30 protein-coding genes are annotated in these 24696 nt (G+C 36.4%); 8 read left to right on the top strand and 22 right to left on the bottom strand.

Features of this window, described 5'->3' with window-relative positions; all coding sequences use genetic code 11:
- Window positions 1-154: 154 nt before the first annotated feature.
- Window positions 155-481, top strand: coding sequence for a hypothetical protein (locus tag F7888_RS00995; protein WP_191776311.1), 327 nt, complete (start codon window positions 155-157; stop codon window positions 479-481).
- A 46-nt stretch (window positions 482-527) separates the two neighbouring features.
- Here F7888_RS00995 and F7888_RS01000 read toward each other — a convergent pair whose 3' ends face one another.
- From F7888_RS01000 to F7888_RS01015, 4 genes are all read right to left on the bottom strand, one after another.
- On the bottom strand, window positions 528-689 hold the full coding sequence (locus tag F7888_RS01000; protein ID WP_318246215.1) for a ComZ family protein: 162 nt from the start codon (window positions 687-689) through the stop codon (window positions 528-530).
- Between the two features lie 45 nt (window positions 690-734).
- Window positions 735-1697: a BMP family ABC transporter substrate-binding protein gene (locus tag F7888_RS01005; protein WP_191776314.1), complete on the bottom strand. Its 963-nt coding sequence runs from the start codon at window positions 1695-1697 to the stop codon at window positions 735-737.
- Between the two features lie 109 nt (window positions 1698-1806).
- Window positions 1807-2613, bottom strand: a complete 807-nt coding sequence (locus F7888_RS01010) for a Rossmann-fold NAD(P)-binding domain-containing protein (RefSeq protein WP_191776315.1) — start codon at window positions 2611-2613, stop codon at window positions 1807-1809.
- Between the two features lie 99 nt (window positions 2614-2712).
- On the bottom strand, window positions 2713-3447 hold the full coding sequence (locus F7888_RS01015) for an alpha/beta fold hydrolase (RefSeq protein WP_191776317.1): 735 nt from the start codon (window positions 3445-3447) through the stop codon (window positions 2713-2715).
- 204 nt (window positions 3448-3651) lie between these two features.
- Here F7888_RS01015 and F7888_RS01020 point away from each other — a divergent pair, with 204 nt between their 5' ends.
- Window positions 3652-3834 carry a YjzD family protein gene (locus F7888_RS01020; protein ID WP_191776318.1) on the top strand — a complete coding sequence of 61 codons (183 nt, stop codon included), beginning with the start codon at window positions 3652-3654 and terminating at the stop codon, window positions 3832-3834.
- 65 nt (window positions 3835-3899) lie between these two features.
- Here the strand turns inward: F7888_RS01020 and F7888_RS01025 are convergent, their stop codons facing one another.
- Window positions 3900-4091 carry a YjzC family protein gene (locus F7888_RS01025; protein ID WP_191776319.1) on the bottom strand — a complete coding sequence of 64 codons (192 nt, stop codon included), beginning with the start codon at window positions 4089-4091 and terminating at the stop codon, window positions 3900-3902.
- A gap of 225 nt (window positions 4092-4316) precedes the next feature.
- On the opposite strand from F7888_RS01025, the gene F7888_RS01030 reads away from it, so the two are divergent.
- A complete protein-coding gene (locus F7888_RS01030) occupies window positions 4317-5132 on the top strand; it encodes an undecaprenyl-diphosphate phosphatase (RefSeq protein WP_191776322.1) in 816 nt (271 codons plus the stop codon).
- A gap of 228 nt (window positions 5133-5360) precedes the next feature.
- Here F7888_RS01030 and argF read toward each other — a convergent pair whose 3' ends face one another.
- The 15 genes from argF to F7888_RS01105 form a co-directional block, all read right to left on the bottom strand.
- On the bottom strand, window positions 5361-6320 hold the full coding sequence (gene argF, locus F7888_RS01035) for an ornithine carbamoyltransferase (RefSeq protein ID WP_191776325.1): 960 nt from the start codon (window positions 6318-6320) through the stop codon (window positions 5361-5363).
- Window positions 6320-9457, bottom strand: coding sequence for a carbamoyl phosphate synthase large subunit (locus F7888_RS01040; RefSeq protein ID WP_191776328.1), 3138 nt, complete (start codon window positions 9455-9457; stop codon window positions 6320-6322). The genes argF and F7888_RS01040 overlap by 1 nt, the downstream gene beginning before the upstream one ends.
- A complete protein-coding gene (locus F7888_RS01045; protein WP_191776332.1) occupies window positions 9450-10526 on the bottom strand; it encodes a carbamoyl phosphate synthase small subunit in 1077 nt (358 codons plus the stop codon). Before F7888_RS01045 ends, F7888_RS01040 begins: the two co-directional genes overlap by 8 nt.
- Window positions 10527-10588: 62 nt before the next feature.
- Window positions 10589-11749 (bottom strand): acetylornithine transaminase, encoded by a 1161-nt coding sequence (locus F7888_RS01050; protein WP_191776335.1) that lies wholly within the window; start codon window positions 11747-11749, stop codon window positions 10589-10591.
- Window positions 11749-12525, bottom strand: coding sequence for an acetylglutamate kinase (gene argB / locus F7888_RS01055; RefSeq protein ID WP_191776338.1), 777 nt, complete (start codon window positions 12523-12525; stop codon window positions 11749-11751). The genes F7888_RS01050 and argB overlap by 1 nt, the downstream gene beginning before the upstream one ends.
- 13 nt (window positions 12526-12538) lie before the next feature.
- Window positions 12539-13771 (bottom strand): bifunctional ornithine acetyltransferase/N-acetylglutamate synthase, encoded by a 1233-nt coding sequence (argJ, locus tag F7888_RS01060; protein WP_191776341.1) that lies wholly within the window; start codon window positions 13769-13771, stop codon window positions 12539-12541.
- A 17-nt stretch (window positions 13772-13788) separates the two neighbouring features.
- Window positions 13789-14829, bottom strand: coding sequence for an N-acetyl-gamma-glutamyl-phosphate reductase (gene argC, locus F7888_RS01065; protein WP_191776344.1), 1041 nt, complete (start codon window positions 14827-14829; stop codon window positions 13789-13791).
- A gap of 243 nt (window positions 14830-15072) precedes the next feature.
- Window positions 15073-15306: a molybdopterin converting factor subunit 1 gene (gene moaD, locus F7888_RS01070; RefSeq protein WP_191776346.1), complete on the bottom strand. Its 234-nt coding sequence runs from the start codon at window positions 15304-15306 to the stop codon at window positions 15073-15075.
- On the bottom strand, window positions 15303-15773 hold the full coding sequence (locus F7888_RS01075) for a molybdenum cofactor biosynthesis protein MoaE (RefSeq protein ID WP_191776349.1): 471 nt from the start codon (window positions 15771-15773) through the stop codon (window positions 15303-15305). The genes moaD and F7888_RS01075 overlap by 4 nt, the downstream gene beginning before the upstream one ends.
- Window positions 15766-16296 carry a molybdopterin-guanine dinucleotide biosynthesis protein B gene (gene mobB, locus F7888_RS01080; RefSeq protein ID WP_191776352.1) on the bottom strand — a complete coding sequence of 177 codons (531 nt, stop codon included), beginning with the start codon at window positions 16294-16296 and terminating at the stop codon, window positions 15766-15768. The genes F7888_RS01075 and mobB overlap by 8 nt, the downstream gene beginning before the upstream one ends.
- Window positions 16287-17555 carry a molybdopterin molybdotransferase MoeA gene (locus tag F7888_RS01085; RefSeq protein WP_191776354.1) on the bottom strand — a complete coding sequence of 423 codons (1269 nt, stop codon included), beginning with the start codon at window positions 17553-17555 and terminating at the stop codon, window positions 16287-16289. The genes mobB and F7888_RS01085 overlap by 10 nt, the downstream gene beginning before the upstream one ends.
- 53 nt (window positions 17556-17608) lie before the next feature.
- Window positions 17609-18265 (bottom strand): molybdate ABC transporter permease subunit, encoded by a 657-nt coding sequence (gene modB, locus F7888_RS01090; RefSeq protein ID WP_191776355.1) that lies wholly within the window; start codon window positions 18263-18265, stop codon window positions 17609-17611.
- Between the two features lie 33 nt (window positions 18266-18298).
- Window positions 18299-18901 carry a molybdenum cofactor guanylyltransferase gene (locus F7888_RS01095; RefSeq protein ID WP_191776357.1) on the bottom strand — a complete coding sequence of 201 codons (603 nt, stop codon included), beginning with the start codon at window positions 18899-18901 and terminating at the stop codon, window positions 18299-18301.
- 75 nt (window positions 18902-18976) lie between these two features.
- On the bottom strand, window positions 18977-19288 hold the full coding sequence (locus tag F7888_RS01100) for a metal-sulfur cluster assembly factor (RefSeq protein ID WP_191776359.1): 312 nt from the start codon (window positions 19286-19288) through the stop codon (window positions 18977-18979).
- 89 nt (window positions 19289-19377) lie between these two features.
- Window positions 19378-20145 (bottom strand): prolyl oligopeptidase family serine peptidase, encoded by a 768-nt coding sequence (locus F7888_RS01105; RefSeq protein WP_191776361.1) that lies wholly within the window; start codon window positions 20143-20145, stop codon window positions 19378-19380.
- Between the two features lie 171 nt (window positions 20146-20316).
- Here F7888_RS01105 and F7888_RS01110 point away from each other — a divergent pair, with 171 nt between their 5' ends.
- The 3 genes from F7888_RS01110 (at window position 20317) to F7888_RS01120 (ending at window position 21585) form a co-directional block, all read left to right on the top strand.
- Complete coding sequence (locus tag F7888_RS01110) at window positions 20317-21138, top strand: Cof-type HAD-IIB family hydrolase (RefSeq protein WP_191776362.1); 822 nt, start codon at window positions 20317-20319, stop codon at window positions 21136-21138.
- 94 nt (window positions 21139-21232) lie between these two features.
- Entirely contained in the window at window positions 21233-21385 is a 153-nt protein-coding gene (locus F7888_RS01115; protein ID WP_191776363.1) for a hypothetical protein, read from the top strand.
- 2 nt (window positions 21386-21387) lie between these two features.
- Window positions 21388-21585 carry a DUF3813 domain-containing protein gene (locus F7888_RS01120; RefSeq protein WP_191776366.1) on the top strand — a complete coding sequence of 66 codons (198 nt, stop codon included), beginning with the start codon at window positions 21388-21390 and terminating at the stop codon, window positions 21583-21585.
- Between the two features lie 40 nt (window positions 21586-21625).
- Here the strand turns inward: F7888_RS01120 and F7888_RS01125 are convergent, their stop codons facing one another.
- The gene (locus F7888_RS01125; protein WP_191776369.1) at window positions 21626-22522 is read right to left on the bottom strand and encodes a BsuPI-related putative proteinase inhibitor; all 897 of its coding nucleotides are present in this window, start codon (window positions 22520-22522) and stop codon (window positions 21626-21628) included.
- Window positions 22523-22567: 45 nt separating this feature from the next.
- Window positions 22568-23413, bottom strand: a complete 846-nt coding sequence (locus tag F7888_RS01130) for a YitT family protein (protein WP_191776372.1) — start codon at window positions 23411-23413, stop codon at window positions 22568-22570.
- A gap of 180 nt (window positions 23414-23593) precedes the next feature.
- Here F7888_RS01130 and F7888_RS01135 point away from each other — a divergent pair, with 180 nt between their 5' ends.
- Both F7888_RS01135 and F7888_RS01140 read left to right on the top strand, forming a co-directional pair.
- The gene (locus F7888_RS01135; protein WP_191776375.1) at window positions 23594-24454 is read left to right on the top strand and encodes a DegV family protein; all 861 of its coding nucleotides are present in this window, start codon (window positions 23594-23596) and stop codon (window positions 24452-24454) included.
- Window positions 24455-24527: 73 nt separating this feature from the next.
- Window positions 24528-24659: a DUF3941 domain-containing protein gene (locus F7888_RS01140; protein ID WP_191776378.1), complete on the top strand. Its 132-nt coding sequence runs from the start codon at window positions 24528-24530 to the stop codon at window positions 24657-24659.
- The last annotated feature ends 37 nt before the right edge of the window (window positions 24660-24696 follow it).

Raw genomic sequence — 24696 nt, forward strand, 5'->3', positions numbered from 1 at the left:
TTAATCTATTTTATGTATGATAGCAACAATTTGAGAAAAACTCAGTCAAAAATAATATTTATTGCTTAAGAAGGATACATGTCTATTCTCTTTTTTTATTTTGACATAGATTAATGTAAAAGGTATTTATGAAAAAACAAGGGGGTGTTTCATTTTGGAGAAAGAGTATAATACAAATCAGAATACCGAGCATGAAGATTTAATCGATACACCTGAACAAACTCCTGAGCAAATTAGTACAAATGTTGATCCCTTTACTAGAATGATGTTTGGTGTCAATCGACCTCAGCGTAATCTTGATAATCAAGTAACAAACGTACCCACAAATGAGTCTACACATGGTACTAGTCAACAAACTGACTTTACTCAATATTATTCATTAATGCAGCAGGTAGACGATATAATTGGGTCAGTTGAAAGAATGAAGCCCATGTTGAAGGAAATAACTCCTCTTCTTGATTTCTTTAAAAAATGGAAGTAAAAAAGCTATCACATAAAAAGGTGATAGCTTTTTTCTTGTTATTTACTTATTCTCTCTCATTCTTCCCAAGTTCATATGCATCATTCATCACTTTCGTGAGCAACGACATAAATGGTTGTAATTTATCCATCGTCATTTCTACCCCAAGCTCATCAAGCATTCCTTTTGCTTCAGGCAGATATTTCATCGCTATTTGCATAAATTGCATCGATTTATCTTGTTCCAATTTCAACTACCTCCTTTACTAACATAGCTAATTTGTTTGGTTTGGAAGCAGACCAGTTTCAGAATAATGTTTGATGTATGCCTCAATCTCTGATTGAAAGGCCTCATCTACATTCGAACTGTAGTCTCCCATTGAAATGACACCATCTTGAAAATCAAAATAGAGATTTCCTGATTCTAATTCTCCCTTGTTGAATCGTTCAGCCACTAATTCATAGAGAACATCTACATGTTGCACTGTACTAGATAAGACTGTGCCCTCTCCCAAATCCGACTGGTCTGACACAAAGCCAATGGCATAAAGCCCATGCTCTCTAAGTTTTTCGATTACCGGAACATTATACCCATCTCCTGCTGGATATACTACATCAACGCCTGATTCAATCATATCATCTAAAAGTATAAGTGCTTTTTCCTTATCGTCCCAGCTTTCAACAAAGTTAATTTTCACATGAACATCATCATTTTGAAAAGCAGCACCCTCAAAAAAACCATTAACCTCTGGCTGCCATTCATATGCCGCTAATACCCCTATATTCAGAGTCTTTGTCATTTCTCCAGCAACCATTCCTCCGAAAAAGCCCATAGCATGCGCTTCAAAATTTAGAGAAGTCGTATTATCTCTTTTTGCCTCACCGTTAAATGAAATAAACTGAACATCTGGATAGTCTCTTGAAATTTGATTGAAATACTCTGCATATTCATTCCCATGACCAAAAATTAAATTAACATCCTTTTGAACAAACTCTTCCACTACTTCTTTCGTTGCTTCTAACGAATTAATTCCTTCTTTATAAAAAATATCTAATTGAAATTTTGATTGAATCTTAAGTAATCCTTCATATCCTTTAGTAGCCCACACTTGATCATTGATCGTGTCAGGTACGAGCATTCCTACTTTTTGAAGCTTTCCTGAAGAAATGGATTGACCACAAGCAGCTAAAATAAATAATTGTATAATAACTAAACTCATTAAAAACAGCCTGTACATGTTTTCAACTCCTTTCTTCATAAGGATATTTCCCTATTTTTTATACATTATGAACCTATTTTATTCTACATTGGCAATCTATGAAAGTAAAAGAAAAAATGCAAAATGATTAATTTATGAAGTTATTTAACCATTTTGCATGTTCATATTGTTTTTTTATTCCTTCTTCTAATGATATTTTACCCTTAATTTTAACTTCAGTAAAAAGGGTGTTTTCTTGTTCAAAGTGTTCATCTTCCTGATTCATCTCTAGTCGTTCAAATTTATCTTGTAATATCAACTTCAACCCCTTAGTCCAATGCCCTTCTTCGCTGTTCGTGAGGTTCGCCATTACAGGCGGTTCTGATTCTTTGGTCAGTTGAATAATCCCTTCCACTGCATCATCTATATATAATAGATTTCTTGCAAAATCTTTCGCACAAATGGTGAATTCTTTATTATTCATTTCCGCCATAATCGCTCGCTGAAAACATGCTTCATTGGGTTGCCATGGCCCATATATCATTGGAAGGTTAATTAAATATGAATGAAAGGAGCAATCATTGATATAGTCTATTAGTTTATTATTTTTTATCTGATGGGACGTGAGGATGACTAATTTACTTCCCGAACGTTCGCAGAATTGAATAACATTTCCTAATTCTTCTTGTCCCTCTTTAGCTGTATCATTCATTTCAAGTAATGAAATGAATGATACGTCCGTTTCTGTTGAAATGTGGTTATATCTATCTTCCTCCTGTATATCTATAAACTGAAAGTTTGAATTTCGACCAATTCGCAACATCTTCTCTTCTTTTTGACTGTTTTCTTTTGGATAAAGATCCACTGCATATACAAATACACCTTCATCCAGCAAACGACAGCATAACCCATAGCCTACAAAACCTAAAGCTCCGATGACGACTGCTTTCTTCATACACATCTCCCCAGTAACTCTTAGATACTGTATGTTATGCATGAGTTCATAATAATAGTCCCTAAGTTACTGAGCAGATACGCTAGCAAGTAAGGACTATTATAAGTTTTTTTCATATTCTTGATAAAACTTGCAAATTGATTGGCCAATACTAAAGCGTTTATCAGCTAAATAGTAAGTGAGTGAAATGGGAGATTTATTTTCTTCTCTATATTCTTCGTAGGTTCGACTATGTTTTTCGGGTCTATATAAGAAATTAGTTGTTGTTTGCCAAATCTTTACTGGATATTTTAACGACATCTCAATGCTTGGTAATTTGCGTTCTATTTCTTCCTTGCTTATAGATTCATCAAACCCATATGCGCTCCGCAACTCTTTGACTAAGTTCTTATAAAAGAATTTATGCTCTTTTTCATCTTCTAAGTGCTGCTTCATACTAATACAAGGATTCATCATCACAACAGATCTAATATGCTCAAGCCTATCATTCATTAATTGTAAGGCTACAAGTGATCCCATACCCTCAGCCAAAATATGAATTCGTTTATTTAAAATCTCGGTTTTAACGATAATATGATATAACCTAAGTGCAAGTGAAACTGCCCGACCACTACCCCAATGTTTCCCATATAGATTTGAATAAAAGACAGTATATCCTTGATCAAGTAGATACTCTATTAATTGAAGCCGTCCCAAATTTTGAACCCAAAAGCTACTGTTTTCTTCGACAAAATGGTTTTTATCTCCAATGACAAACACGGCAAATCCATTTGGTTTGTTTGGAAGATGGACCACACACCACTCTCCATCTAACTGAAAAAAGCGAGAATTCATATATAGTTCCTCCCTCTCCTCAAAAAAGCTACTTACAACATATAATATGTTTCATGATTTAATCTGAAAGGGGGAATGCCTATAAATAAGGAAAGTGGACACTAATCTTCGGTGAAATAAGAAAAAACCGTTTGTAATAGAAAGCCTATAATGATAAAATATAGTTATTATTATGGCAAAATGTGTGTAATTGAGGTGAAATGTATGCGTTATTTTTGGACTTTTTTCTGGACATTCCTATTAGTACAAATGGTATCTTATGTAACATCTTCTATGCAGGGAGCACCATTTGATTTCAAGTTGTCAGCAACGATTGCGATTGTAGCAACGGTATTTATCTTCATTATTACTGCAGTAATGCCAAGTGAACCAGTAGAAAAACATTAAGACTTACATAAAGGCTGTCCCACTAAATTGGGACAGCCTTTTTCACTACTATTAATAGAAATTTATTAGTCACTATCACGCGGTTTTGTTTGATATGACCACTTTCGTTCATGATTTGAATTTTCCGGAAACGGATCTCCCGCTTTTAATTTAATACGCTTTGGTTGTTGCACAGGATCCCCTGTATCACCGATTTCAACATAAATTCCATTGTTAGGTGCCTTCTGACCAGCTCTAAACTGATGACTTTGTCCCATTAAATTCCCTCCTTAGGAAGCTTTTTTGAACGTTATTACTATTCCCAGGTCATCCACTAAATACCCGAAACAGTCGTCATTTTTTGTGGTCAGTCTCATATCTTTTATTTTCTTGAATAGATTGTTAGAAAAAGGCAGGTTGTCTTAAATAACCTTTACACAATTAAAGGAATATAGTTAAATGAAATAAGTATGTATAACAAATTTGGAGGATTATGTAACGATATGGACAAATTATTTGAAATTCTTAAGTATCTTTTCTTAGGCTTGTTTCAAGGCTTCACTGAACCAATTCCAATCTCATCAAGTGGACATCTTGTACTTGCCCAACATTTTTTAGGAATTGAAATTGAAGGTATGAGCTTTGAGCTTTTCGTAAATACCGCTTCCTTGATCGCTGTATTATTAGTCTACCGTCAAGATTTAAGCCGGTTAGCTTTCAATGGAATTAGATATATTTCAACTCGTGAGGAAAAATCAAAAGCTGATTTTCGTTTTATCATCTATCTAATTATTGCTACGATCCCTGCTGGAATCATCGGTGTCCTATTTGATGATGTGATTGCTGGTATCTTTAAGGAAGGTACGCAATTAATTGGTATTACATTAATTGTCACTGGTATTGCACTATGGTTCATTCGTAATTTACGTGGACGTAAGAATGATGCACAATTAACATTAAAAGATGCAATCATTATCGGTTTAGCGCAGGCTGTTGCTCTTATTCCTGGTATTAGCCGCTCAGGGGCGACAATTGTTGCTGCTATGGGATTAGGAATGAAGCAAGAAACGGCATTAAGATTTTCATTCCTGTTGTTTATTCCGATAAGCTTCGGTGGAATGATTCTAAGCTTTTCAGATATTATCAGCGATCCTAATTTCAGTTCACTATTTATCCCTTATGCTGTTGCATTTATTGGGTCATTAGTTGCCTCTTACTATTCATTAAAATGGTTTATGGGGATTATGGCTCGTGGTAATTTGAAGTATTTCGCCTTCTATTGCTTTATTGCAGGAGCACTAGCTATTATTTTTGGTTAAGAAAAGAGGTGCCAGACATTTTAGGTGAAGGCTGTTTTCGTATATATTGTTGCTTTTGATACCGCAGCCTGAATACACTCCGCGTCCTGTGGGAGCCTACTAGTCCCACGGGAGTCTCCGTGTATTCAGTCTGCTAGAAATCTATTCTCAATTAATTCACCTCAAAAAACAACAAACTCTGAGAAAACAGCCTAGGTGAATGATCCACCTAGTGCCTGGCACCTTCTTTTATGCTAAGATCGCCTGTAATAATGCTTTTTGGACATGCATCCGATTTCCTGCTTGCTGGAAGATGACCGAATTGGGCCCATCTATCACGGCTTCAGTTACTTCTTCCCCTCGATGTGCAGGAAGGCAATGTAAGAAGCTATAGTCTTCCTTAGCACCACTAACTAACTCCTGATTCACTTGAAAATCTGAGAAAGCTTGAATTCGTTCTTGTTGCTCACTTTCTTGCCCCATACTTGCCCATACATCTGTATAGATGACATCAGCATCTTTTACTGCTTCACTTGGTTCATGACTAATAATAATCTTTGCGTTCGTTTGCTCTGCAAATTTCTTTGCCATTTTAACAATATATTCCTTAGGTTGATACCCTTTAGGACATGCAATTGTGCAATCCATTCCAACCTTTGCTGCAGCAATCATAAGAGAGTGGGCGACATTATTGCCATCTCCTACATACACTAACTTTAATCCAGTTAGCTTTTTCTTTATTTCATAAATCGTTAATAAATCAGCAAGTGCTTGACATGGATGAAAATCCTCAGTTAAGCCATTGACAACTGGGATAGTTGCAAACTTAGCCAACTCTTCAATTTTTTCATGCTCAAATGTACGAATCATGATTGCATCAACATATTCAGAAAGCACTTGCGCCGTATCAGCGATTGTTTCTCCACGCCCCAATTGCAAATCATTACTACTGAGAAAAATCGCATTCCCTCCTAATTGCATCATACCCGCTTCAAAAGAAACACGAGTACGTGTTGATGGTTTCTCAAAAATCATCGCCAAAGTTTTTCCTTTTAAGTCAGTTATTTCAATTCCATTTTTATGTTTTCCCTTTAAATCTACAGCTAATTCAATAATTGAAAGGATCTCATCCTGCGTATAGTCGGCTAAGGTTAGTAAGTCTTTTCCTTTGATATTTAATTTATTTTTCAGATTATAAACTACTGACATTATACATTCACTTCTTTCATTAAAAAGTCTTGTTTCTTCCACTCCTGGATAGAACAAATCGAGAATTCTTTATTTGATAAGGCTTGTAAAAACACCGTAATCAGCTCCATATTTGTAAAAACCTGTACTCGATGTTTGCTTGCGATCAGTCTGTTTTTCTTCGTATCCTGTAACTCTCCTAAATTAAAATAAGCCAATGCATTTTCACTCTTGATCCACTCATTTAAATCTGTCCCCATTATTGCCTTTAGTCCTAATGACTCCAGACTTTCTATTATGGTTTCTAACACTTCTTTTGGTAGGTCCTCGGTATAATCGATATACACTTCATGACATGTTGATTTACTTTCTAAATACTGATGAAATACTTTCAAGTATGCTTCTTCCTTCGTTTTTGCAATACTAATTCCCTCACCCGTTGATTTCATTTCAGGTCCTACAAGAGGATCTCCACCAATTTTGTGAGTTGAGAACACTGGATATTTTGCTGTAACAAACGACGGATCTTGAAGAATACCAGTATGTTTAACGAGTTTCGTTAATTTGTTACCTAACAATAATTTAGTTGCAAGCTGGACCATTGGCACACCTGTTACTTTACTGACAACTGGTACTGTTCTACTTGCTCGTGGATTTACTTCAAGTACATAGATGGTTCCTTCATGTAACACAAATTGAATATTCATTAATCCAACGAATTCAAGCTTTTTCACAATGCTTTGTGCATACTTTTCAATTAATTGTTTATCGTTATCGGTTAAAGAAACCGCTGGTAGTATTGCATGGCTATCACCAGAATGAACACCTGCTTTTTCAATATGCTCTACGATTGTAGGTATAAGAATGCTTTCTCCATCTGCTATTAAATCAACTTCAACTTCCATTCCAGGTGCATAAGCATCGATTAAAATAGGAAAACCAATTTCAGTTTGACTTTCAATAAATGATAATAAGTCGAAATCGGTTGCAATCACTACCATCCCTTTCCCACCAATTACATAAGATGGTCTAATTAGAATGGGAAATCCTAATTCATTAGCCATGCTGATTAGCTGTTTTTGGTTCATCGCTATTTTTCCAGGTAGATGTGGGACTTCAATATCTTCTAACAGCTTGTAAAAACGATCACGATCCTCAAGCTGATCAATCACATCATCAGTAATACCTAAAAGAGTTAACCCAGCTTGCTCCAAATCCTTTGCTAAATTGATAGCAGTTTGACCTCCATATTGAACCAATACTTTTGAAACATTCTCAGCCTCAATCACATTCAGAACATCCTCTAATGTTAAAGGCTCAAAATAGAGACGATCAGCAATTTCAAAATCCGTGCTTACTGTTTCTGGATTATTATTGATCAGAATTGTTTCATAACCTTCTTCTTGAAGCGCTAGAATTCCATGTACTGAGCTATAATCAAATTCTATTCCTTGCCCGATTCGTATTGGACCAGAACCAATTATTAGAACCTTCTCATTATCTGTAGGTTCAACCTCACTCTTTCCATAATAGCTTGAATAAAAATAGGAGGTTTGTGATTCGAATTCTGCAGCACATGTGTCTACCATGCGATAGCTTGGAATCACTCCAAATGCTTTTCGTTTCTCTCTAAATTTAAATTCAGAGACACCTAACATAGATGACAAATATCCGTCCGTAAAGCCTTTTTCCTTCACTTCCCTCATAAGTTCCACTGTTATATCTTCAAATGTAGTTAATTTCACTTTTCTTTCTAATTCAACTAATATGTGAAAGCTTTGTAAGAAGAACAAATCAATGGAAGTCATCTCATGGATCAAATCAATTGATACACCACGTCTTAGCAATTCGATGATTGCAAAGAATCGACTCTCAGATCCCTTTTTCATGAGGCCAAATAATGCTTCATCTGTTTTAGATATAACCTTCTGTAGCGTGATTCCATCATTATCGCTCTCTAACGATGAAACTGCTTTTTGAATGGCTCTTTCAAGATTGGTGTCGATTGCCATCACTTCTCCAGTAGCTTTCATTTGAGTTCCTAAAGTATGTTCAACATACGGGAACTTATCAAATGGAAACCTCGGAAATTTCACTACTACATAATCTAAGGCTGGTTCAAAGCTAGCATAGGTGCCACCTGTTACAGGATTAATAATTTCATCAAGTGTATATCCTACTGCAAGCTTTGCTGCAATTTTAGCAATTGGGTAGCCTGTTGCTTTTGAAGCCAATGCTGATGAACGACTAACCCGTGGATTTACCTCAATTAAATAATACTTTTTACTTTTTGGATCAAGTGCGAATTGTATATTACATCCACCTATAATCCCTAGAGCTGATATAATTTTTATCGATGCTGAACGAAGCATTTGATATTCAACATCTGTTAATGTTTGTGAAGGGGCAACAACGATTGAATCACCAGTGTGAACTCCAACTGGATCAATATTTTCCATATTACAAATCGTAATACAAGTATCATTATGATCTCTCATGACTTCATACTCGACTTCCTTGAAGCCTGCGATACTACGTTCAATTAAACATTGGGTAATCGGACTTTCATCTAAGCCACCCTTAACTAGCTCTTTAAATTCTTCAATTGTTTCTGCAATTCCGCCACCTGTCCCCCCTAGTGTATAGGCTGGACGAATAATTAATGGAAGACCTACTTCATCTGCAAATTTAAGCGCCTCATTCACCGTGTGAACAATCTGACTCTCAGGAACAGGCTCAGATAACTCATGCATTAGCTGTCGGAATTCTTCGCGATCTTCCCCTTTTTTTATTGATTCAATGGGTGTGCCTAAAAGTTTTACATGAAATTTATTTAACACTCCTGCTTCATGTAATTGAAAAGTTAGATTTAATCCTGTTTGACCACCAAGTGTGCCTATTAATCCATCGGGTCTTTCTTTTTTGATGATTTTTTCAAGGCTCTTCACCGTTAATGGTTCAAAGTAAACAACGTCAGCATTTACTTCATCTGTCATAATTGTTGCTGGATTATTGTTTACCAAAATTACCTTATAACCTTCTTCTTTAAGTGCACGGCACCCTTGAGTACCTGAATAATCAAACTCAGCTGCCTGACCGATGACAATCGGGCCAGAACCTATAACTAGAATTGATTGTATCGAGCTATCTTTAGGCATACTGTTTTTCTCTCCTTACATTTGACAAGCTGTCAATAAAATCATCGAAAATCCAACTACTATCGATAGGTCCAGGATGTGCTTCTGGATGGAATTGGACTGAAACAATCGGTAAAGATTGATGGACAATTCCTTCAATCGAATGATCGTTCACATTTTTAAAGCGTGCTTTTAAACTTGTTTCTTTTAAGCTAGACTCATCAACTACATAGCTATGATTTTGAGACGTAATAAATACTTTCCCCTTTTTTGCATCATATACTGGTTGATTCGCACCACGATGACCAAATCTCAATTTCTTTGTATCTGCTCCAAATGCTAATGCGACTAATTGATGACCTAAGCAAATAGCTAGTGTTGGAAAATGACTAATTGTTTTTTTTATCATTGGAATATATTCCTTTAGTTGTTTGGGATCACCAGGTCCATTAGATAACACAATTCCATCAGGCTGTAGCTCACATACTTCCTCATAAGTTGTTTGGTATGGCACAACAGTCACCGTACAATCACGCTCTACTAATGATTCGATAATTGATTTTTTACATCCAAAATCGAATAAAACGATATGTTTCGTCCCACGTCCATATGAAACTTGTTGTTTCGTGGATACCTCTGAAACAGGAAATTTTTCAATTGAATCTGTTTGAATCGTCTCTGTATTTACGTTACCGATATAACCCTTCATTGTCCCATGATTTCTTATTTGCTTCACAACAGACCTTGTATCCACATGGGATAATAAGGGAATATCCCACTTCTCGAGATATTCTTTCAATGAATACTTCGCCTCATAATGAAAGGTTGTATTCTTACATTCTAGTACGATGACCCCAGCTACATGGGGCTTTTTGCTTTCAAAATCATCTTTATTAATTCCGTAGTTTCCTATCAACGGATACGTAAATACAACAATTTGATCCTTGTAGGATGGATCTGTCAAAACCTCTTGATACCCTGTCATACCTGTATAAAAAACAACCTCACCTTCAAATTGTTCCAATGCCGAAGAAGTTGTTAATTGTCCTTCAAATTTCATGCCATTCTCTAAAAATAGATAACCATTCACTGGATCCACCTCGTATAAATATTTGTCTTATAGTATTTTTATTCACTCGTGTGTAAAAAAATTTATACTGGATGTAAAATATCGAATTTAATCAATTCTGCTTTTATTAATTTAATCGCTTGTTGTATCTCTTCCTTCGTAATCGTCAAAGGAGGTAACAATCTAATCACATTCGGTCCTGCATTTAGGACTAGCAATCCATTTTCTCTTAGATTTGAGATGATTGGTGACACATCACCATTACAAGCGATTCCTAACATCAAGCCACAGCCTCTAACTTCTAGCACAGATTCTACTCCAGCTAGTTCATTTTTCAATCCAGTTTTAAGTAACTTCCCTTTTTCATTGACTTCATTAAGAAACTCGTCATTAAATATAATGTCTAGTGTAGCTTTTGCTGCTGCTACAGAAATCGGATTTCCACCAAACGTGGAACCATGTACGCCTGGACCAAATGCTTCCTTCAACTTAGCCTTACCAATCATCGCTCCAATTGGGAGACCGCTTCCGAGACCTTTGGCAACCGTAATAATATCTGGTGAGAGATTAAAATGTTGATATGCAAAAGGTTTCCCAGTTCGACCAATTCCTGTTTGAACTTCATCGATGATAAATAGTGCACCATATTGCTTACATAGTACTTCAACACTTGTTAAGAATTCTGGTTGCGCTGGGATTACCCCACCTTCACCCTGGATGACTTCAATGAGAACAGCAGCTACAGAATCATCCATCACAGAAGCTAATCCATCACTATCGTTATATTGAAGATACGTAAACTCCTGTAATAATGGGCCAAAACCTGAATGAATTTTCTCTTGACCAGTTGCCGACATCGTAGCAAATGTTCTTCCATGAAAGGATTGTTTAAATGTGATAATCTTTGACTTCCCAGTATATTTTCTAGCAAGCTTTATTGCAGCTTCATTTGCCTCTGCTCCACTATTGCAGAAAAACACGGCATCTCCAGCACTATGCTCTACAAGCATTTTGGCAAGCGTTTGTTGGGGCTCTTGATGGTATAGATTTGATACATGCCAGTATTGGTCGAGCTGTTCTAGGATGGCTTGTTGTACCTTTTGATGACGATTTCCTAAATTGTTTACTGCAATTCCTGATACAAAGTCAAGGTATTCATTGCCTTGATCATCAATGATTTTTGACCCTTCTGCTGAAACAACATTTACATTCCACCGATTATAGGTTGCAAACAAGCTATCCATCAGACAACCTCCAATTCTCTAAACAATTTTGTCCCTGAAAGTGACCCATCAATATGAATAAAGGATGTCTTGCCACTAACGATCATAATTTCATCTAACCCAGCTGACATGGCTGAGAGTGCTGCTTGCACTTTCGGAATCATACCACCATAGATCGTTCCATCATTTATTAACTCTTGAACCTTCTCAACAGAAACCTCTTCTATCAAACTTCCATTCTTTAAGATTCCAGATACATTCGTAACGAATAATAAATGCTTTGCCTTTAGTGCAGCAGCTACACTTGCTGCCACTGTATCAGCGTTAATATTTAATTTTTGACCAGTTTCCTGCAACCCTAACGGAGCTATGACTGGAATATAATCTAATTCAAGTAAATTTAACAATAGGTCACAATTGACTTCAGTTACTTCTCCAACATGACCAAGAGAACCTTCATCAATTGGTGTTGCTTTTAACAGTTCACCGTCTACTCCTGATAAGCCAATTGCCTTCAGTCCACTTGTAATAAGTAACGAAACAAGTTTTTTGTTGACAGAGCCTGCTAATACCATTTCGACAGTTTCAAGAACCTCAGAAGTGGTTTTTCGCAAACCATTAATATACTCATTCGTAATTGAGAGGGAGTTCAGCATCTGTTCAATTTCTGGGCCGCCTCCGTGAACAATAATGACCTTATTGCCATTCTTCTGTAATTCTTTAATACTTTCAAAGAAATCATTAGTTAAATCAGCTATAATACTACCACCGCATTTAACGACAATAATATCACTCATATGTGATCCCCCCCTAGGTTCGATAACTCGCATTTATTTTCACATAATCATAAGTTAGGTCACAGCCCCATGCCGTACCAGAGGCTTCTCCGAGATGTAAATCAACAACAATTAGAATTTCATCTTTACTCAAATACTCTTTAGCCAGCTCTTCAGAAAACGTGACTGGCTGGCTACCCTTTAGCATTTCAATATCTCCAATTGAAACATCAACAGTTTCAGGATTAACCTCTGCATCACTATGGCCAATGGCTCCGATAATTCTTCCCCAGTTTGCGTCAGTTCCATAGATGGCTGTCTTCACTAAATTAGAGCCTACTATTTTTTTAGCGATAATATTTGCTTCATCTTTTGTTTTTGCTCCATTGACTCTTACTTCAACAAGCTTTGTAGCTCCTTCTCCATCTCTTGCAATTTGCTTTGCGAGATCTTGAAAGATGTGATGTAATCCTGCCTTAAACTTATGCCATTCAGGATGAGTTGGTGAAAGAAATTTGTTTCCCGCTAGCCCACTCGCCATCACTAGAACCGTATCATTTGTTGATGTTTCACCATCGACTGTGATTTGATTAAATGTAATTTGAGTCATTTCCCCAACGGCCGTTTGAAGATCAGCCGAATCAATTTTTGCATCTGTTGTAATAAATGCAAGCATCGTTGCCATGTTAGGATGAATCATCCCTGATCCTTTTGCAGCACCACCAAAAGTGATTATCTCTCCATCAATTTCTATTTGATAACATGCTTTCTTCATCACTAGATCAGTGGTTAGAATAGCGGTTTGAAAAGCCTCGGCTGCTTCTTCTGAGTCAGTCGGCTCTAGCTTTTTTATTCCTGCTGCAATCTTATCCATCTGAAGCAGTTCACCAATGACTCCTGTGGAAGAAACTGCCACTAAATGATCTTTGATTCCTAATTGAGTAGCACCAAGATTCCTCATCAGAAAGGCATCCTCGAGCCCTTTTTCACCTGTACATGCGTTCGCACAGGCACTATTAACAACAACAGCTTGAAGCTTATGTTCAGTAGCTATACTTTGTTGAGTTACTTTTAGCGGTGCAGCTTGAAAATGACTCTGAGTATACACGGCTCCACAGCTTGCTGGAACGTCACAAACGATCATTCCTAAATCCTTTTTTTCATATCTTAATCCCGCGTGTACACCTGCGGCCTTGAAGCCCTTAGGTGATACAATCGAACCATTTTCGACTTTTGTAATCTGTACATTCTCTCTCACAATAACCAAAATATCTCCCCCTAAGCTTACGGAAACACTGGAATTCGATGAAGTCCAGTACGTTCATCAATCCCCATCATGATATTTAAATTTTGAATCGCTTGCCCTGCAGCACCCTTCACTAGGTTATCTATAACCGATACAATGGTTACTCTTCCTGTTCTGGTATCATAAGTAACGCCAATATCACAAAAATTAGAGCCATATACTTCCTTTGTATAAGGAAATTCTCCAGGTTGCTTGATCCTTACAAAAGGCTTCCCTTTATAACTTTGATTATATAAATCTAGTAATTTCTCAGTAGTCGTCTCTTTATCTTTTACATTTGCATAAATAGTTGCCATTATTCCTCTTGTCATTGGAACAAGATGAGTACTAAATGTAATTGAGCTCATATTCCCATTCCAAGATGCAAGAACTTGTTCTATTTCCGGGATGTGCTGATGCTGATTAACTTTATATATTTTTAGATTTTCATTTATTTCTGTATAGTGTGTTGCCAAAGATGCAGACCTCCCAGCACCTGAAACACCAGATTTAGCATCTATAATGATTGATGATTCTTCAACCAATCCAGTTGTAATTAGTGGAGCTAATCCTAATAATGTAGCCGTTGGGTAACAACCTGGGTTTGAAATAAAATTCGCTTGAGCAATATCTTCTTTGTTCCATTCCGATAAGCCATATACAGCTTTTTTTAAATAGCTAGCATCAGCTGGTGTTTTCTTATACCATGTTTGGTATTCATTAGGGTCTTGTAAGCGAAAATCGCCTGATAAATCGATGACCTTCACATTCAAATCAATGAATTCTATGGCCAAAGTAGATGCAATTCCAGATGGAGTTGCTAAAAATACAACATCCACTTCTTTCGCTATTTTCTCTGGTTCAATTTCACTTAGACTTAATTCAATCAGTTCTCCTAAATGTGGATAGATTTCCGTTAATTTCGTACCTGCTTGTGATGATGAATGAATGGATTGAATCGTTACAGTAGGGTGTTGCTCTAACAGCCTCACTAATTCAATTCCGCTATATCCTGTCACACCTATAATCGCTACCTTCATTCCTTCCTCCTAAACCCGAGATCCCTCTCTTTATTTCGTCCAATATAAAAAAGGAGATATCCTTTAAATTAGTCTCCATTATAATACTGCATAAAAATAAAATCAATTGTATTTTTATAAAATGAGTCAAAAGATTCTCATTAATTCCCCTGTAAGATTTCCTTACAAATTATGGTATATATATAACCTTCTTTTCACAAAAAAAAGCACTCAAATCGCTTGAGTGCTTTAGACCTGTTTCCTTTAGCCACCACTTACTGGTGGGATTAAAGCCACCGTATCACCATGATTTATCATCTCTTCATCATTTGCATATTCCTCATTAATAGCAAACATAATTTGATCTACTCTATTTAAACCATAGGTTGTCACTAAATGTTGCTTCAATTCTTTCACTTTTAATGGGGCAATATTTAATTCTAGCTTTTCATGACCAACCACTTCTTGTAGATGAGCAAAAAATAAGATGTTGATCATTCTACTCCCTCCTTTTCAGGATACCCCTTTGGATAAGGAGTTGACTCTAGCTGATCACCAATCCACATTTCTCCATCCTCCCAATGCTCTTTTTTCCAAATCGGAACGATTTGTTTTATACGCTCAATTGCATATTCATTCGCTTCATATGCATCCTTTCTGTGTGGTGTTGAGACTGCAATGATCACGGCAATCTCTGAAATTTCTAACCTTCCAATTCGATGAGTAATGGCCGTTCTAGCTTCTGGCCATTTTTCACTTATTTCTTCACCGATTTTTGTTAATTGTTTTTCTGCCATTGGAATATATGCATCATACTCTAGGTGAAGTGTTCTTTTTCCTTTTGTAAATTCTCTAACAGTACCAATGAAAGTTGTTACGGCGCCGGCCTCTGGACGGACTACCTTATTAACAACCGTTTCAATATGTAATGGTTTCTTTGTTATTGTAAATAATTTTTCATTCATTGTGATCCCTCACAGCATATTTTATCCAATCAGTAAATTCTTGTAGATTATCCATCGAAAACATCGCAACCTTCTCTAGATCTATTTTTGTATCTTCAAGAGGGATTGATACTACGATGGCTACTATATTTTGAACGGTCGTTAATAATTCTAAATCGCTTTGTTCTCTAATGATTACTACTTTTGGAAAACTCGCCTGCTTATATCCTTCAATAATGATTAAATCAAGATCAAGTAGTTGGTAAAACTCGAGAATCTCTTTTAGTTTCCAGGAATCCTTTGACACATGTAACTGCAATGTCCCGTTGCCTTCAATTGAACTAGCGACAGCCCCAGCCACCCTATGTCTTTCAGTGTCCTTCCCTTTATCACTTATATCAGGTAATCCACCATGTCCATGATGTTTAATTGTCCCAATTTTACATCCATCACTTGATAATTCTTCTATAATCTTCTCTATTAATGTTGTTTTTCCGCTGTTTTGATAACCAATAACCTGTACAATTGGAATCTTTATGCCCATGGCCACAAGCTTCCTTCTTGATCTTCTAATAAGAGGACATCAATCATCATACCTTTTTCAAATCCTCTTGTTCCTCCAGGTAATTCCATCAATGCATTTGCAGTTGCAATCGAAGACACGATATTTGACTTATCCACTCCACTGGGGAATACCATCACCTTTCCCTTATCAAAGGAAATTTTACTTCTAACAAATCGAGTAAAAGGATTTGGTTTCTTGAAATCAGTTCCTAGCTCAGCTCGTATCTTTAATAAGTGTGGATTACTAGAAAATAGTGCAGTGCGAATAACTGGTCTAACAAATAACTCAAACCCAACATAACAGGCTGAAGGATTTCCTGAAAGCCCAAATAGGAGCTTTCCATTTAGCTGCGCTATGGTTGTCACACTTCCTGGTCTCATCGCAATTTTGTTAAATAACACTTCTGCTCCTAGCTTCTCATAAATAGCAGGAAGATAGTCATAATCACCAACAGAAACTCCACCAGTAGTAATAAATAGATCCACCTCATCAATTGCTGATTTAATTGATTTATAGCAAAGATCAAGATCGTCTGGAAGCTTTCCAAAATATTTTGGGACAGCTCCTGCTCTTTCAATTTGAGCTATTATCATATGCGAGTTACTATTTCGAATCTTACCAGGTACCAATTCGTCTTCTACATCTAACAACTCGGTGCCAGTTGCAAATACTCCTACCACTGGTTTTTTTGCAACTTTTACTTTGCTATATCCAAAGGTTGCAAGCAAAGCCTTCACACCAGGGTTAATATAAGACCCACTTTTCACCAATATAGACCCAGCTTGTGTATCCTCACCTTGAAAGGAGATATTGTCTCCTGAGTTGTATGGTCTCTTAATAGACATGTATTTCTTGCAATTATGTTCATATTCTCTAGTTAACTCAAGCATCACGACCGCATCACACTCAGCTGGTATTTGTGCTCCAGTCATGATTCGAATCGCTTGGAAAGAATCGACTTTTTTTTCAGAGACAAATCCAGCACCAATTTCGTCAATGATCTCAAATTCAACTTCATTCTCTACATTTGCAGCCACCGAATCTGCTGCACGAATTGCAAAACCATCATATGGTGAGCGATTAAATGGAGGTACATCATGGGTTGCCTTCAGATCCTCGGCCAGAAATCTTCCATAACATACATCAATTGAAACTTCTTCAACGAACCCATCACGAGCATAACTTATTACTTTTTTTATCGCTTCTGAAACAGGTATCGGTTTACGCCTTTCTACCATCGTATTCTCCTCTCTAACTCTATACTTTCTACTAATAGTGGGATATTGAAGAGTTAATCTCTTATAAGATATGTACTAAGCAGCATGAGAAAGGAAATAGTTACGGTTAACCCTACCCAAGCCCATGCTAAACCCATATTACCACTATCAATCGCAACATAGATAGCTGTTGGTAATGTGAGAGTCTTCCCCGGAATCATTCCAGCAAACATGAGTGTCGCACCAAATTCACCTAATGCCCTTGCAAAGCTTAAAACAAACCCAGCAATAATCGCTTTTCTAGCCAAAGGAATAGATACAAAAAGAAAAACCAGTCCATTAGAAGCACCATCTATTTTTGCAGCCTCCTCTATTCCTTTATCTATAGACTGAAAGCCAGTTTTTGCTGTTTGATACATGAGCGGAAAAGCAACAATTGCCGAGGCAATAAATGCAGCCCACCAGGTGAACATGAGAGATTGACCAAATAACATTTCAATAAAGCTTCCAATCGGACTGTTTCTTCCAAAAATGACGATTAGGAAGAAACCAATAACTGTCGGCGGCAAAACAATAGGGAGCATTAAAAGCGTTTCAATCAATAATCTACCTTTAAATCGTGTAGTACTCATCACTTTTGCTAAGATTACTCCGAGAAAAAGGACAAAAACCCCAGCAACAAATGCAATACTAATTGATAATCGTACCGGTGACCAAAATAATTCTTCCATATATACCTCGAATTTAATAAAAAATGATAATCATTATTTCTTTGTATCTATTAATTTCTCATACTCATCTCTGAAATTCACATTTTCAAAAGATTCACTAGTGCAATCAATGTCATCCTCACTAACATAGGTTACATTGATATGCTTCAATAACGTAGCCATTTTAAGGATTTGTTTATCTAATAATTGTTGGATCATTCCTTTTGCACTAGCAGCATACACCGCAATTAAAGGTTGAAGTTTCCCTTTGATTTTTGGGACAACCGCATCTTTCTGATTGTCTCGATATTGAAGTAATTTCTTCATCAATTCTGTGTCTAGCATAGGTGTATCACAAGGGAGTACCATATACAAGTCACCAGATATTTCGTTCATTCCTGAGTAAATTCCTGCTAGTGGCCCTAGTCCTTTATACCTCGGTATATCCTCAATGATTTTCACATCAACTATTTCTTCTAGTCGAGCTTTCAAATTAGGATGACTAATGATCACGACTTCATCACAGCATTCTTTTAAAATTTGTAGAGAATACTGAAACAATGGTATATCTTTATACATTGCGAAAGCCTTCTGGCCACCAAATCTACTCGATTCTCCACCAACAAGTAAAATCCCGATGATTTGCTCCTTTTGCATACATTTCCATCCTTATGACTCGATACAAAAAAAGGGATATCAATTTGGATAACCCTTTTTTTGTATCACTATTGTTTAATCTCTAACGCCCAATGCAATTTTTGCATATCTAGACATGCGATCTTTTGACCATGGTGGATTCCATACAATATTAACTTCCACCTCTTTGATCTCTGGTAAATCAATTAATGCTCTCTTCACATCTTCAGCAATTGTTCCCGCTAACGGACACCCCATTGATGTTAATGTCATTGTTACAGTAGCAACGCCTGCATCATCCATGTCAACACCATATACTAATCCTAAATTAACAATATCTACACCAAGCTCTGGATCATTTACAGTCTCTAATGCACCCATGATATTTTCTTCTAATGCTTTATCCAAGATAATTCCCCTCCTTCTTCATAGCTTAACTATACCGAAAATAAATCAATAACGAAAATAATCAGTTCTGTGATCGATTACAGATATTTTTATAAATGCCTTTTAAACCATTCAACCGTTTCAAGTAAAGCCTCTCTTGATACTTTATGTCCCACCTTTGGATCCTCAATGAACTTTAGCTTATCTTCTTGGCCCTCATAATACGGTAAGAGCTGCTGATAAAAATCATACGTGAATTGATATGGAATGACTTCATCTCTTCTTCCATGCCAAAATAGAATCGGTCTGCCTTTTAAAGCCATAGGTTTCTTTCCTAAATCAAATGGGGCAAGTCCAGCAATTTGCTGTTCTACTTGTTCATCAGTTAAAGGTATGGTATGGCCTTGCTGTTTTATCCCTTCTATTAACCCTCGGCAATATCCTTCATAATGCGGACTTCCCATTAAACTTACAGCAGTATTAATCCAGTCATATTGTGTGAGGGCACCAAACATTGTGATTGCTCCCATTGAAGTCCCTATCACCCCAATACGACTTGTGTCAACTAAGTCTAAAGAAACAAGCTCTTCTTTAAGAATTGCTAATTCTTTAATATTAGTGAGAACGATTTCCCAGAACTTAAATGTCATTTCTTTGCCCATTCCAGCTATGGCACGCTCACCATGATATAACGCATCAGGTAAAACAACTCGATATCCCTCTTCTGCCAAAAGATAAGCAAAGTGTAGATTATGTTCTTTCGCACTTGTGAATCCATGGTAGAAAAAGATTAATGGTAATTGTTCATGTTGAAGTTGATCCTTTACAATTTGTAATGTGGGAATGTTTGCAATTGTTTTGTTTTCAATAATAACCATCTAATTATGCCCCTTTTTGAAATATCTTAATACTAAATTAATATACATAGTGTATCATGGACAAAATAAAGATGGAAAAAATATGCAAGCTTTTTCTATTTATTATTTGACGTATACATATATGATTGCTTAAGTTAGAAAGACAATACATATGATAAAGGAGATTCTCCCATGAAAAAACCACATTTAATTGCCTTAGATTTAGATGGAACTCTTTTAAGAGACGATAAAACCATTTCTGAACGATCAAAGCAAACGATAGCAAAAGCTCGAGAAGAAGGACATATTGTTGTCATTGCAACAGGTAGACCTTATCGTTCCAGTTCCATGTATTATCAGGAGCTTGGTCTTGATACACCTATTGTCAATTTTAATGGCGCCTTCGTCCATCATCCATTAGATGACAAATGGGGAATATATCATCAACCACTTGAGTTACAAACTGTTAAAGAGATTGTCGAAGCAAGTGAATCCTTTGAAGCCCATAACATATTAGCTGAAGTGATTGATGATGTCTATTTCCATTACCATGACGAGAAGCTTCTTGATATCTTTAGCCTTGGCAATCCAACGATCCAAACAGGAGATTTACGAAAGATTCTTCATCATGATCCAACTGCAGTGTTAATCCACCCAAAAGAAGAAAATGTTGATCAAATACGCCAGCATCTATCCTCAGTACATGCTGAAGTCATTGATCATCGAAAGTGGGCGGCTCCGTGGCATGTCATTGAAATTGTTAAATCAGGGTTAAACAAAGCAGTAGGCTTGAAGCGTATCGCTGATTATTATGGAATACCGCAAGAACGTGTGATTGCTTTTGGAGATGAAGATAATGATTTCGAAATGATTGAGTATGCAGGCTTTGGCATCGCTATGGGGAATGGAATAACTCAATTGAAGAATTTAGCCAATGTAACTACATTAACTAATGAAGAAGACGGGATTGCGCTCTATTTAGAAGACCATTTACGCTTGTCATTGCCTAAATAATCCTTTCATAAAAAGGTGGATATATCAAATAATATACTTGACGCTTAAAAGGTTTAAGCGTCAAAGCTGTACTTAGCATAAAGGGGGAATACGAATGGGTAAGAGTAGTAAATCAAAGCGATTTGTTAAAGATGGCGTAGATTCTCTTCAAAAGTATTCTGAGCGTTTCCCTTACCACTCGACATTAGCTGAGGCTGAAGAAAAGAAGAAACAAAACGTAGAAAACTCCTCATATGGAGGGATATAATCATGGCTAATCTATTATTTCAACAAGCACGTGAATCTGTTGAAAATGCAGAGAAAGCACAAGCTGGGCAAGTTGATTTATGTCCAATTGAAACAGTAAATGTTGCAAAAAATGCGTTATCTTCGGCTTATGCAAATTCGACTGTTGCTGAGAAAAAACAGCTTCATGAATTACAAGATCGTTTAGACCAACTCCAATAATTAAAAAGGGCTGTTCTTTTGGACAGCCCTACCTTACTATTTAGCTAAACTGTTCTAGTGTAGCAAAATACATATTTACGATTTCCCCGTCTTTTGCACTTCTTTCAAACAATTCAAGCGTTAATGTTCCATTTGAAGGTAGTTTCTCACTTGGAATTGAAAGGTTAATCTCAAAAGGAGCCCAACTAGGCGCACCTGCCTTTGTAGTAATTACAGTTTCTGGAATAATATAGTCGTGACCATCCTCTACTGCATAGAAGAAGCTAGCTTCAAACACTCTTGCCTCGCCAGTAACTGTGTACTCTCCTCCACTACCCATCACTTCAATATTTCTAAATGCAACGTTTTCTTCAGGCACAGTAATTTTAGTTGTAGCCTTCAAAGTGTTTGAAATAGGTGCTTGAATTCCATTTATTTTAGCAGCAACAATTTCTACAGTCGCAGTATATTCTCCAGCTGCAATTCTTTCGCCTGTTTGTTTGTAATCCCAAATTTCCTGCCATGATACTTCTTCTCCAGCTTTGATTTCAACATCTTGTAAAGCCATTAGGAATGATTTATCAATTGAATAGCGATAAACTTCCATCCCTCCCTCATTCTTCACATAAATTTCATACTTTTGTCCAGACGTAAAAGTTAAAGTCACATCCTGATTACTTGTGTTTTTGACTGCGAATGTCAACACTGCTTCTCCAGCTGTAGCTTTAGAATCAATTGTTAATTCTAATTCATTCAACAAAGCTTCTACATCTCCCGTTACCTCTTCATCTAACGGTACTTCAATAGGCGGGATTTCTTTCGTTGGCTTTTCAGCAATAGGACTACCTGTAACAGGAACCTCTTCAACTGCTTTTGGCTCCCCTGTTGTTGTACCACCAGTACCGCATCCTGCAAGAGTTATTAATGAAACGATTATTGGTAAAATCAATTTTCTCAATGTAATGACCTCCTTTATATCTTAGTCGGAATTCAATCTAAAATGTTACGTTTCTTTACGGAAGAAACCAAATATTCCAGTTGTTTGTACGATATTTGTAAAGGCCTTAGGGTCTACCGTCTTTATGACTTGCTCTAAATCAAAAAGCTCATATCTTGTTATGACTATTATCATCATATCTTTGGTGTCATTTGTAAAGGCTCCTTTTGCTGGAACCATTGTAATACCTCTTACTAGTTTTCCATGTATTGCTTTTTTTAGTTCTTCACCTTTTTTTGTGATGATCATTGCAGTCAGCTTTTCATGACGTGTATGAATAGTATCGATTACTCTTGTAGACACATATATAAAAACCAATGTATATAACGCTTTTTCCCACCCATACAAAAAACCAGCAGCAACAATAATAATTGAATTCATGATAAAGAAGTATGATCCAATTGGTTTATCCTTCTTTCTTGATAAAATCATAGCTACAATATCTAAGCCACCAGTTGAAGCACCCCATTTCAATGTAAAACCAACACCGAGCGCAATTATTACCCCGCCAAACACAGCATTTAAAATGATATCATTTGATAGACGATGGATAGGAATAATCGAAAGGAAAAAAGTTGTAGCAGCAACTGAAAGAAAACTATAAATAGTAAAAGATTTACCAATACTACGCCATCCAATAATAGCTACAGGAATATTCAATAATAATAACAAGATTCCTGTTGAAATATAAAAAGGAGTATAATCATCAAGCATACTTGAAACTAATTGTGCGATACCTGTGAAGCCACTTGAATATACATTCGCTGGAATCAAAAACATATTAAGTCCGATGGCATTCAGTAATGCCCCTATGATAACAACAAGTGATTTCTTTATATGTAAATTTACCAATTAACGTCACATCTCCCATATTATTTTAGAGATAGTTTGTGCTAATACTTATTCTTTTACCCTTTTTCATGAATATTAGTAGAGAAAGATTGTTTTTTTTCATGAATCTGGCTAAACTTAGTTAATGAGCTATTATTTATCTTATACATGTCATGATTATAATGAAAGAAGGTGAAGAGAATGACAGTTAAAATACTTGCAGATAGCGCTAGCGATCTTCCGTTAGATTTTTTTGAAGAGGCTGACGTAACGTTGTTTCCGCTTGGTGTTCATTTAGACGGAGAAGAATTTCTTGATCAAGTAACTATCAAACCAACTGAAGTTTATGAAAAAATGAGAAATGGTGCCGCACCTAAAACCACTCAAGTATCGCCACATCTCTTTAAGGAAGAATTTCAAAAATTAGCGAAGAATAATCAAGCTGGTATATATATTGCTTTTTCTTCCCAGTTGTCTGGTACATATCAAACAGCTGTGATGATGAAAGAAGAGGTACAAGAAGAATATCCGGATTTTGATTTAACTATTATAGATACGAAATGTGCTTCCCTTGGTGTTGGCTTAGTAGTGAAGGCAGCCGTTGAACTTGCCAAAACGGGAGCATCAAAAGAAGACATCATTGAACTTGCTACATATCAGGCAACACATATGGAGCATATTTTCACAGTTGATGATTTAGAATATTTAGCTCGTGGTGGAAGAGTAACGAAAACAGCTGCATTTGTTGGTGGTTTGTTAAATATCAAGCCTATCCTTAATGTCGAAGACGGTAAACTAATTCCCCTTGAAAAAATTCGTGGTAAAAAGAAGGCTGCCAAACGTATTTTGGAAATCATTGAGGAACGTGGGACGGATCTTAAGGATCAAACAATCGCAATTAGCCACGGGGATGTTCTTGAAACAGCAAATGAATTTAAAGAAATGATTATAGAAAAGTTTGGTTGTAAAGAAGTGTTTATCAATATGGTTGGAGCATCCATTGGCTCTCATGCAGGACCAGGAGTAATTGCAATCTTTTTCCTAAACAAAAATCGCACTTAACATCTACATACTTTATACCTCATAAGGAAATGCTAACTCTATACGTTGATAGTTATGTAGAGGAGTGTATAAGATGTCAAGAACAAGTGATAACGATAAAAAAGCAAAAGATCATAATGCAAAAAACCATGAGAAAAACATGCTTGCCGAAAAAAATCGTGAGATGGGTAAGCATCAGTACTCAAAGAAGACAGATCATCAATAATATTTATAAAAAAACGAGCAAACCCTACTATCGGATT

The organism is Litchfieldia stipae (assembly GCF_014837155.1).
Taxonomy (GTDB): Bacteria; Bacillota; Bacilli; order Bacillales; family Bacillaceae_L; genus Litchfieldia.

Coding starts and splice junctions, on each gene's coding strand:
- F7888_RS01005 (WP_191776314.1), bottom strand. CDS start 1,697: ATGTACAGGCTGTTTTTAATGAGTTTAGTTATTATACAATTATTTATT.
- F7888_RS01105 (WP_191776361.1), bottom strand. CDS start 20,145: ATGGTTATTATTGAAAACAAAACAATTGCAAACATTCCCACATTACAA.
- F7888_RS01085 (WP_191776354.1), bottom strand. CDS start 17,555: ATGGTAGAAAGGCGTAAACCGATACCTGTTTCAGAAGCGATAAAAAAA.
- argB (WP_191776338.1), bottom strand. CDS start 12,525: ATGAGTGATATTATTGTCGTTAAATGCGGTGGTAGTATTATAGCTGAT.
- mobB (WP_191776352.1), bottom strand. CDS start 16,296: ATGGGCATAAAGATTCCAATTGTACAGGTTATTGGTTATCAAAACAGC.
- F7888_RS01000 (WP_318246215.1), bottom strand. CDS start 689: ATGCAATTTATGCAAATAGCGATGAAATATCTGCCTGAAGCAAAAGGA.
- F7888_RS01095 (WP_191776357.1), bottom strand. CDS start 18,901: ATGCAAAAGGAGCAAATCATCGGGATTTTACTTGTTGGTGGAGAATCG.
- argF (WP_191776325.1), bottom strand. CDS start 6,320: ATGTCAGTAGTTTATAATCTGAAAAATAAATTAAATATCAAAGGAAAA.
- F7888_RS01135 (WP_191776375.1), top strand. CDS start 23,594: ATGACAGTTAAAATACTTGCAGATAGCGCTAGCGATCTTCCGTTAGAT.
- F7888_RS01040 (WP_191776328.1), bottom strand. CDS start 9,457: ATGCCTAAAGATAGCTCGATACAATCAATTCTAGTTATAGGTTCTGGC.
- F7888_RS01050 (WP_191776335.1), bottom strand. CDS start 11,749: ATGGATAGCTTGTTTGCAACCTATAATCGGTGGAATGTAAATGTTGTT.
- F7888_RS01030 (WP_191776322.1), top strand. CDS start 4,317: ATGGACAAATTATTTGAAATTCTTAAGTATCTTTTCTTAGGCTTGTTT.
- F7888_RS01120 (WP_191776366.1), top strand. CDS start 21,388: ATGGCTAATCTATTATTTCAACAAGCACGTGAATCTGTTGAAAATGCA.
- F7888_RS01140 (WP_191776378.1), top strand. CDS start 24,528: ATGTCAAGAACAAGTGATAACGATAAAAAAGCAAAAGATCATAATGCA.
- F7888_RS01115 (WP_191776363.1), top strand. CDS start 21,233: ATGGGTAAGAGTAGTAAATCAAAGCGATTTGTTAAAGATGGCGTAGAT.
- modB (WP_191776355.1), bottom strand. CDS start 18,265: ATGGAAGAATTATTTTGGTCACCGGTACGATTATCAATTAGTATTGCA.
- moaD (WP_191776346.1), bottom strand. CDS start 15,306: ATGATCAACATCTTATTTTTTGCTCATCTACAAGAAGTGGTTGGTCAT.
- F7888_RS01010 (WP_191776315.1), bottom strand. CDS start 2,613: ATGAAGAAAGCAGTCGTCATCGGAGCTTTAGGTTTTGTAGGCTATGGG.
- argC (WP_191776344.1), bottom strand. CDS start 14,829: ATGAAGGTAGCGATTATAGGTGTGACAGGATATAGCGGAATTGAATTA.
- F7888_RS01025 (WP_191776319.1), bottom strand. CDS start 4,091: ATGGGACAAAGTCATCAGTTTAGAGCTGGTCAGAAGGCACCTAACAAT.
- F7888_RS01015 (WP_191776317.1), bottom strand. CDS start 3,447: ATGAATTCTCGCTTTTTTCAGTTAGATGGAGAGTGGTGTGTGGTCCAT.
- F7888_RS01020 (WP_191776318.1), top strand. CDS start 3,652: ATGCGTTATTTTTGGACTTTTTTCTGGACATTCCTATTAGTACAAATG.
- F7888_RS01110 (WP_191776362.1), top strand. CDS start 20,317: ATGAAAAAACCACATTTAATTGCCTTAGATTTAGATGGAACTCTTTTA.
- F7888_RS01075 (WP_191776349.1), bottom strand. CDS start 15,773: ATGAATGAAAAATTATTTACAATAACAAAGAAACCATTACATATTGAA.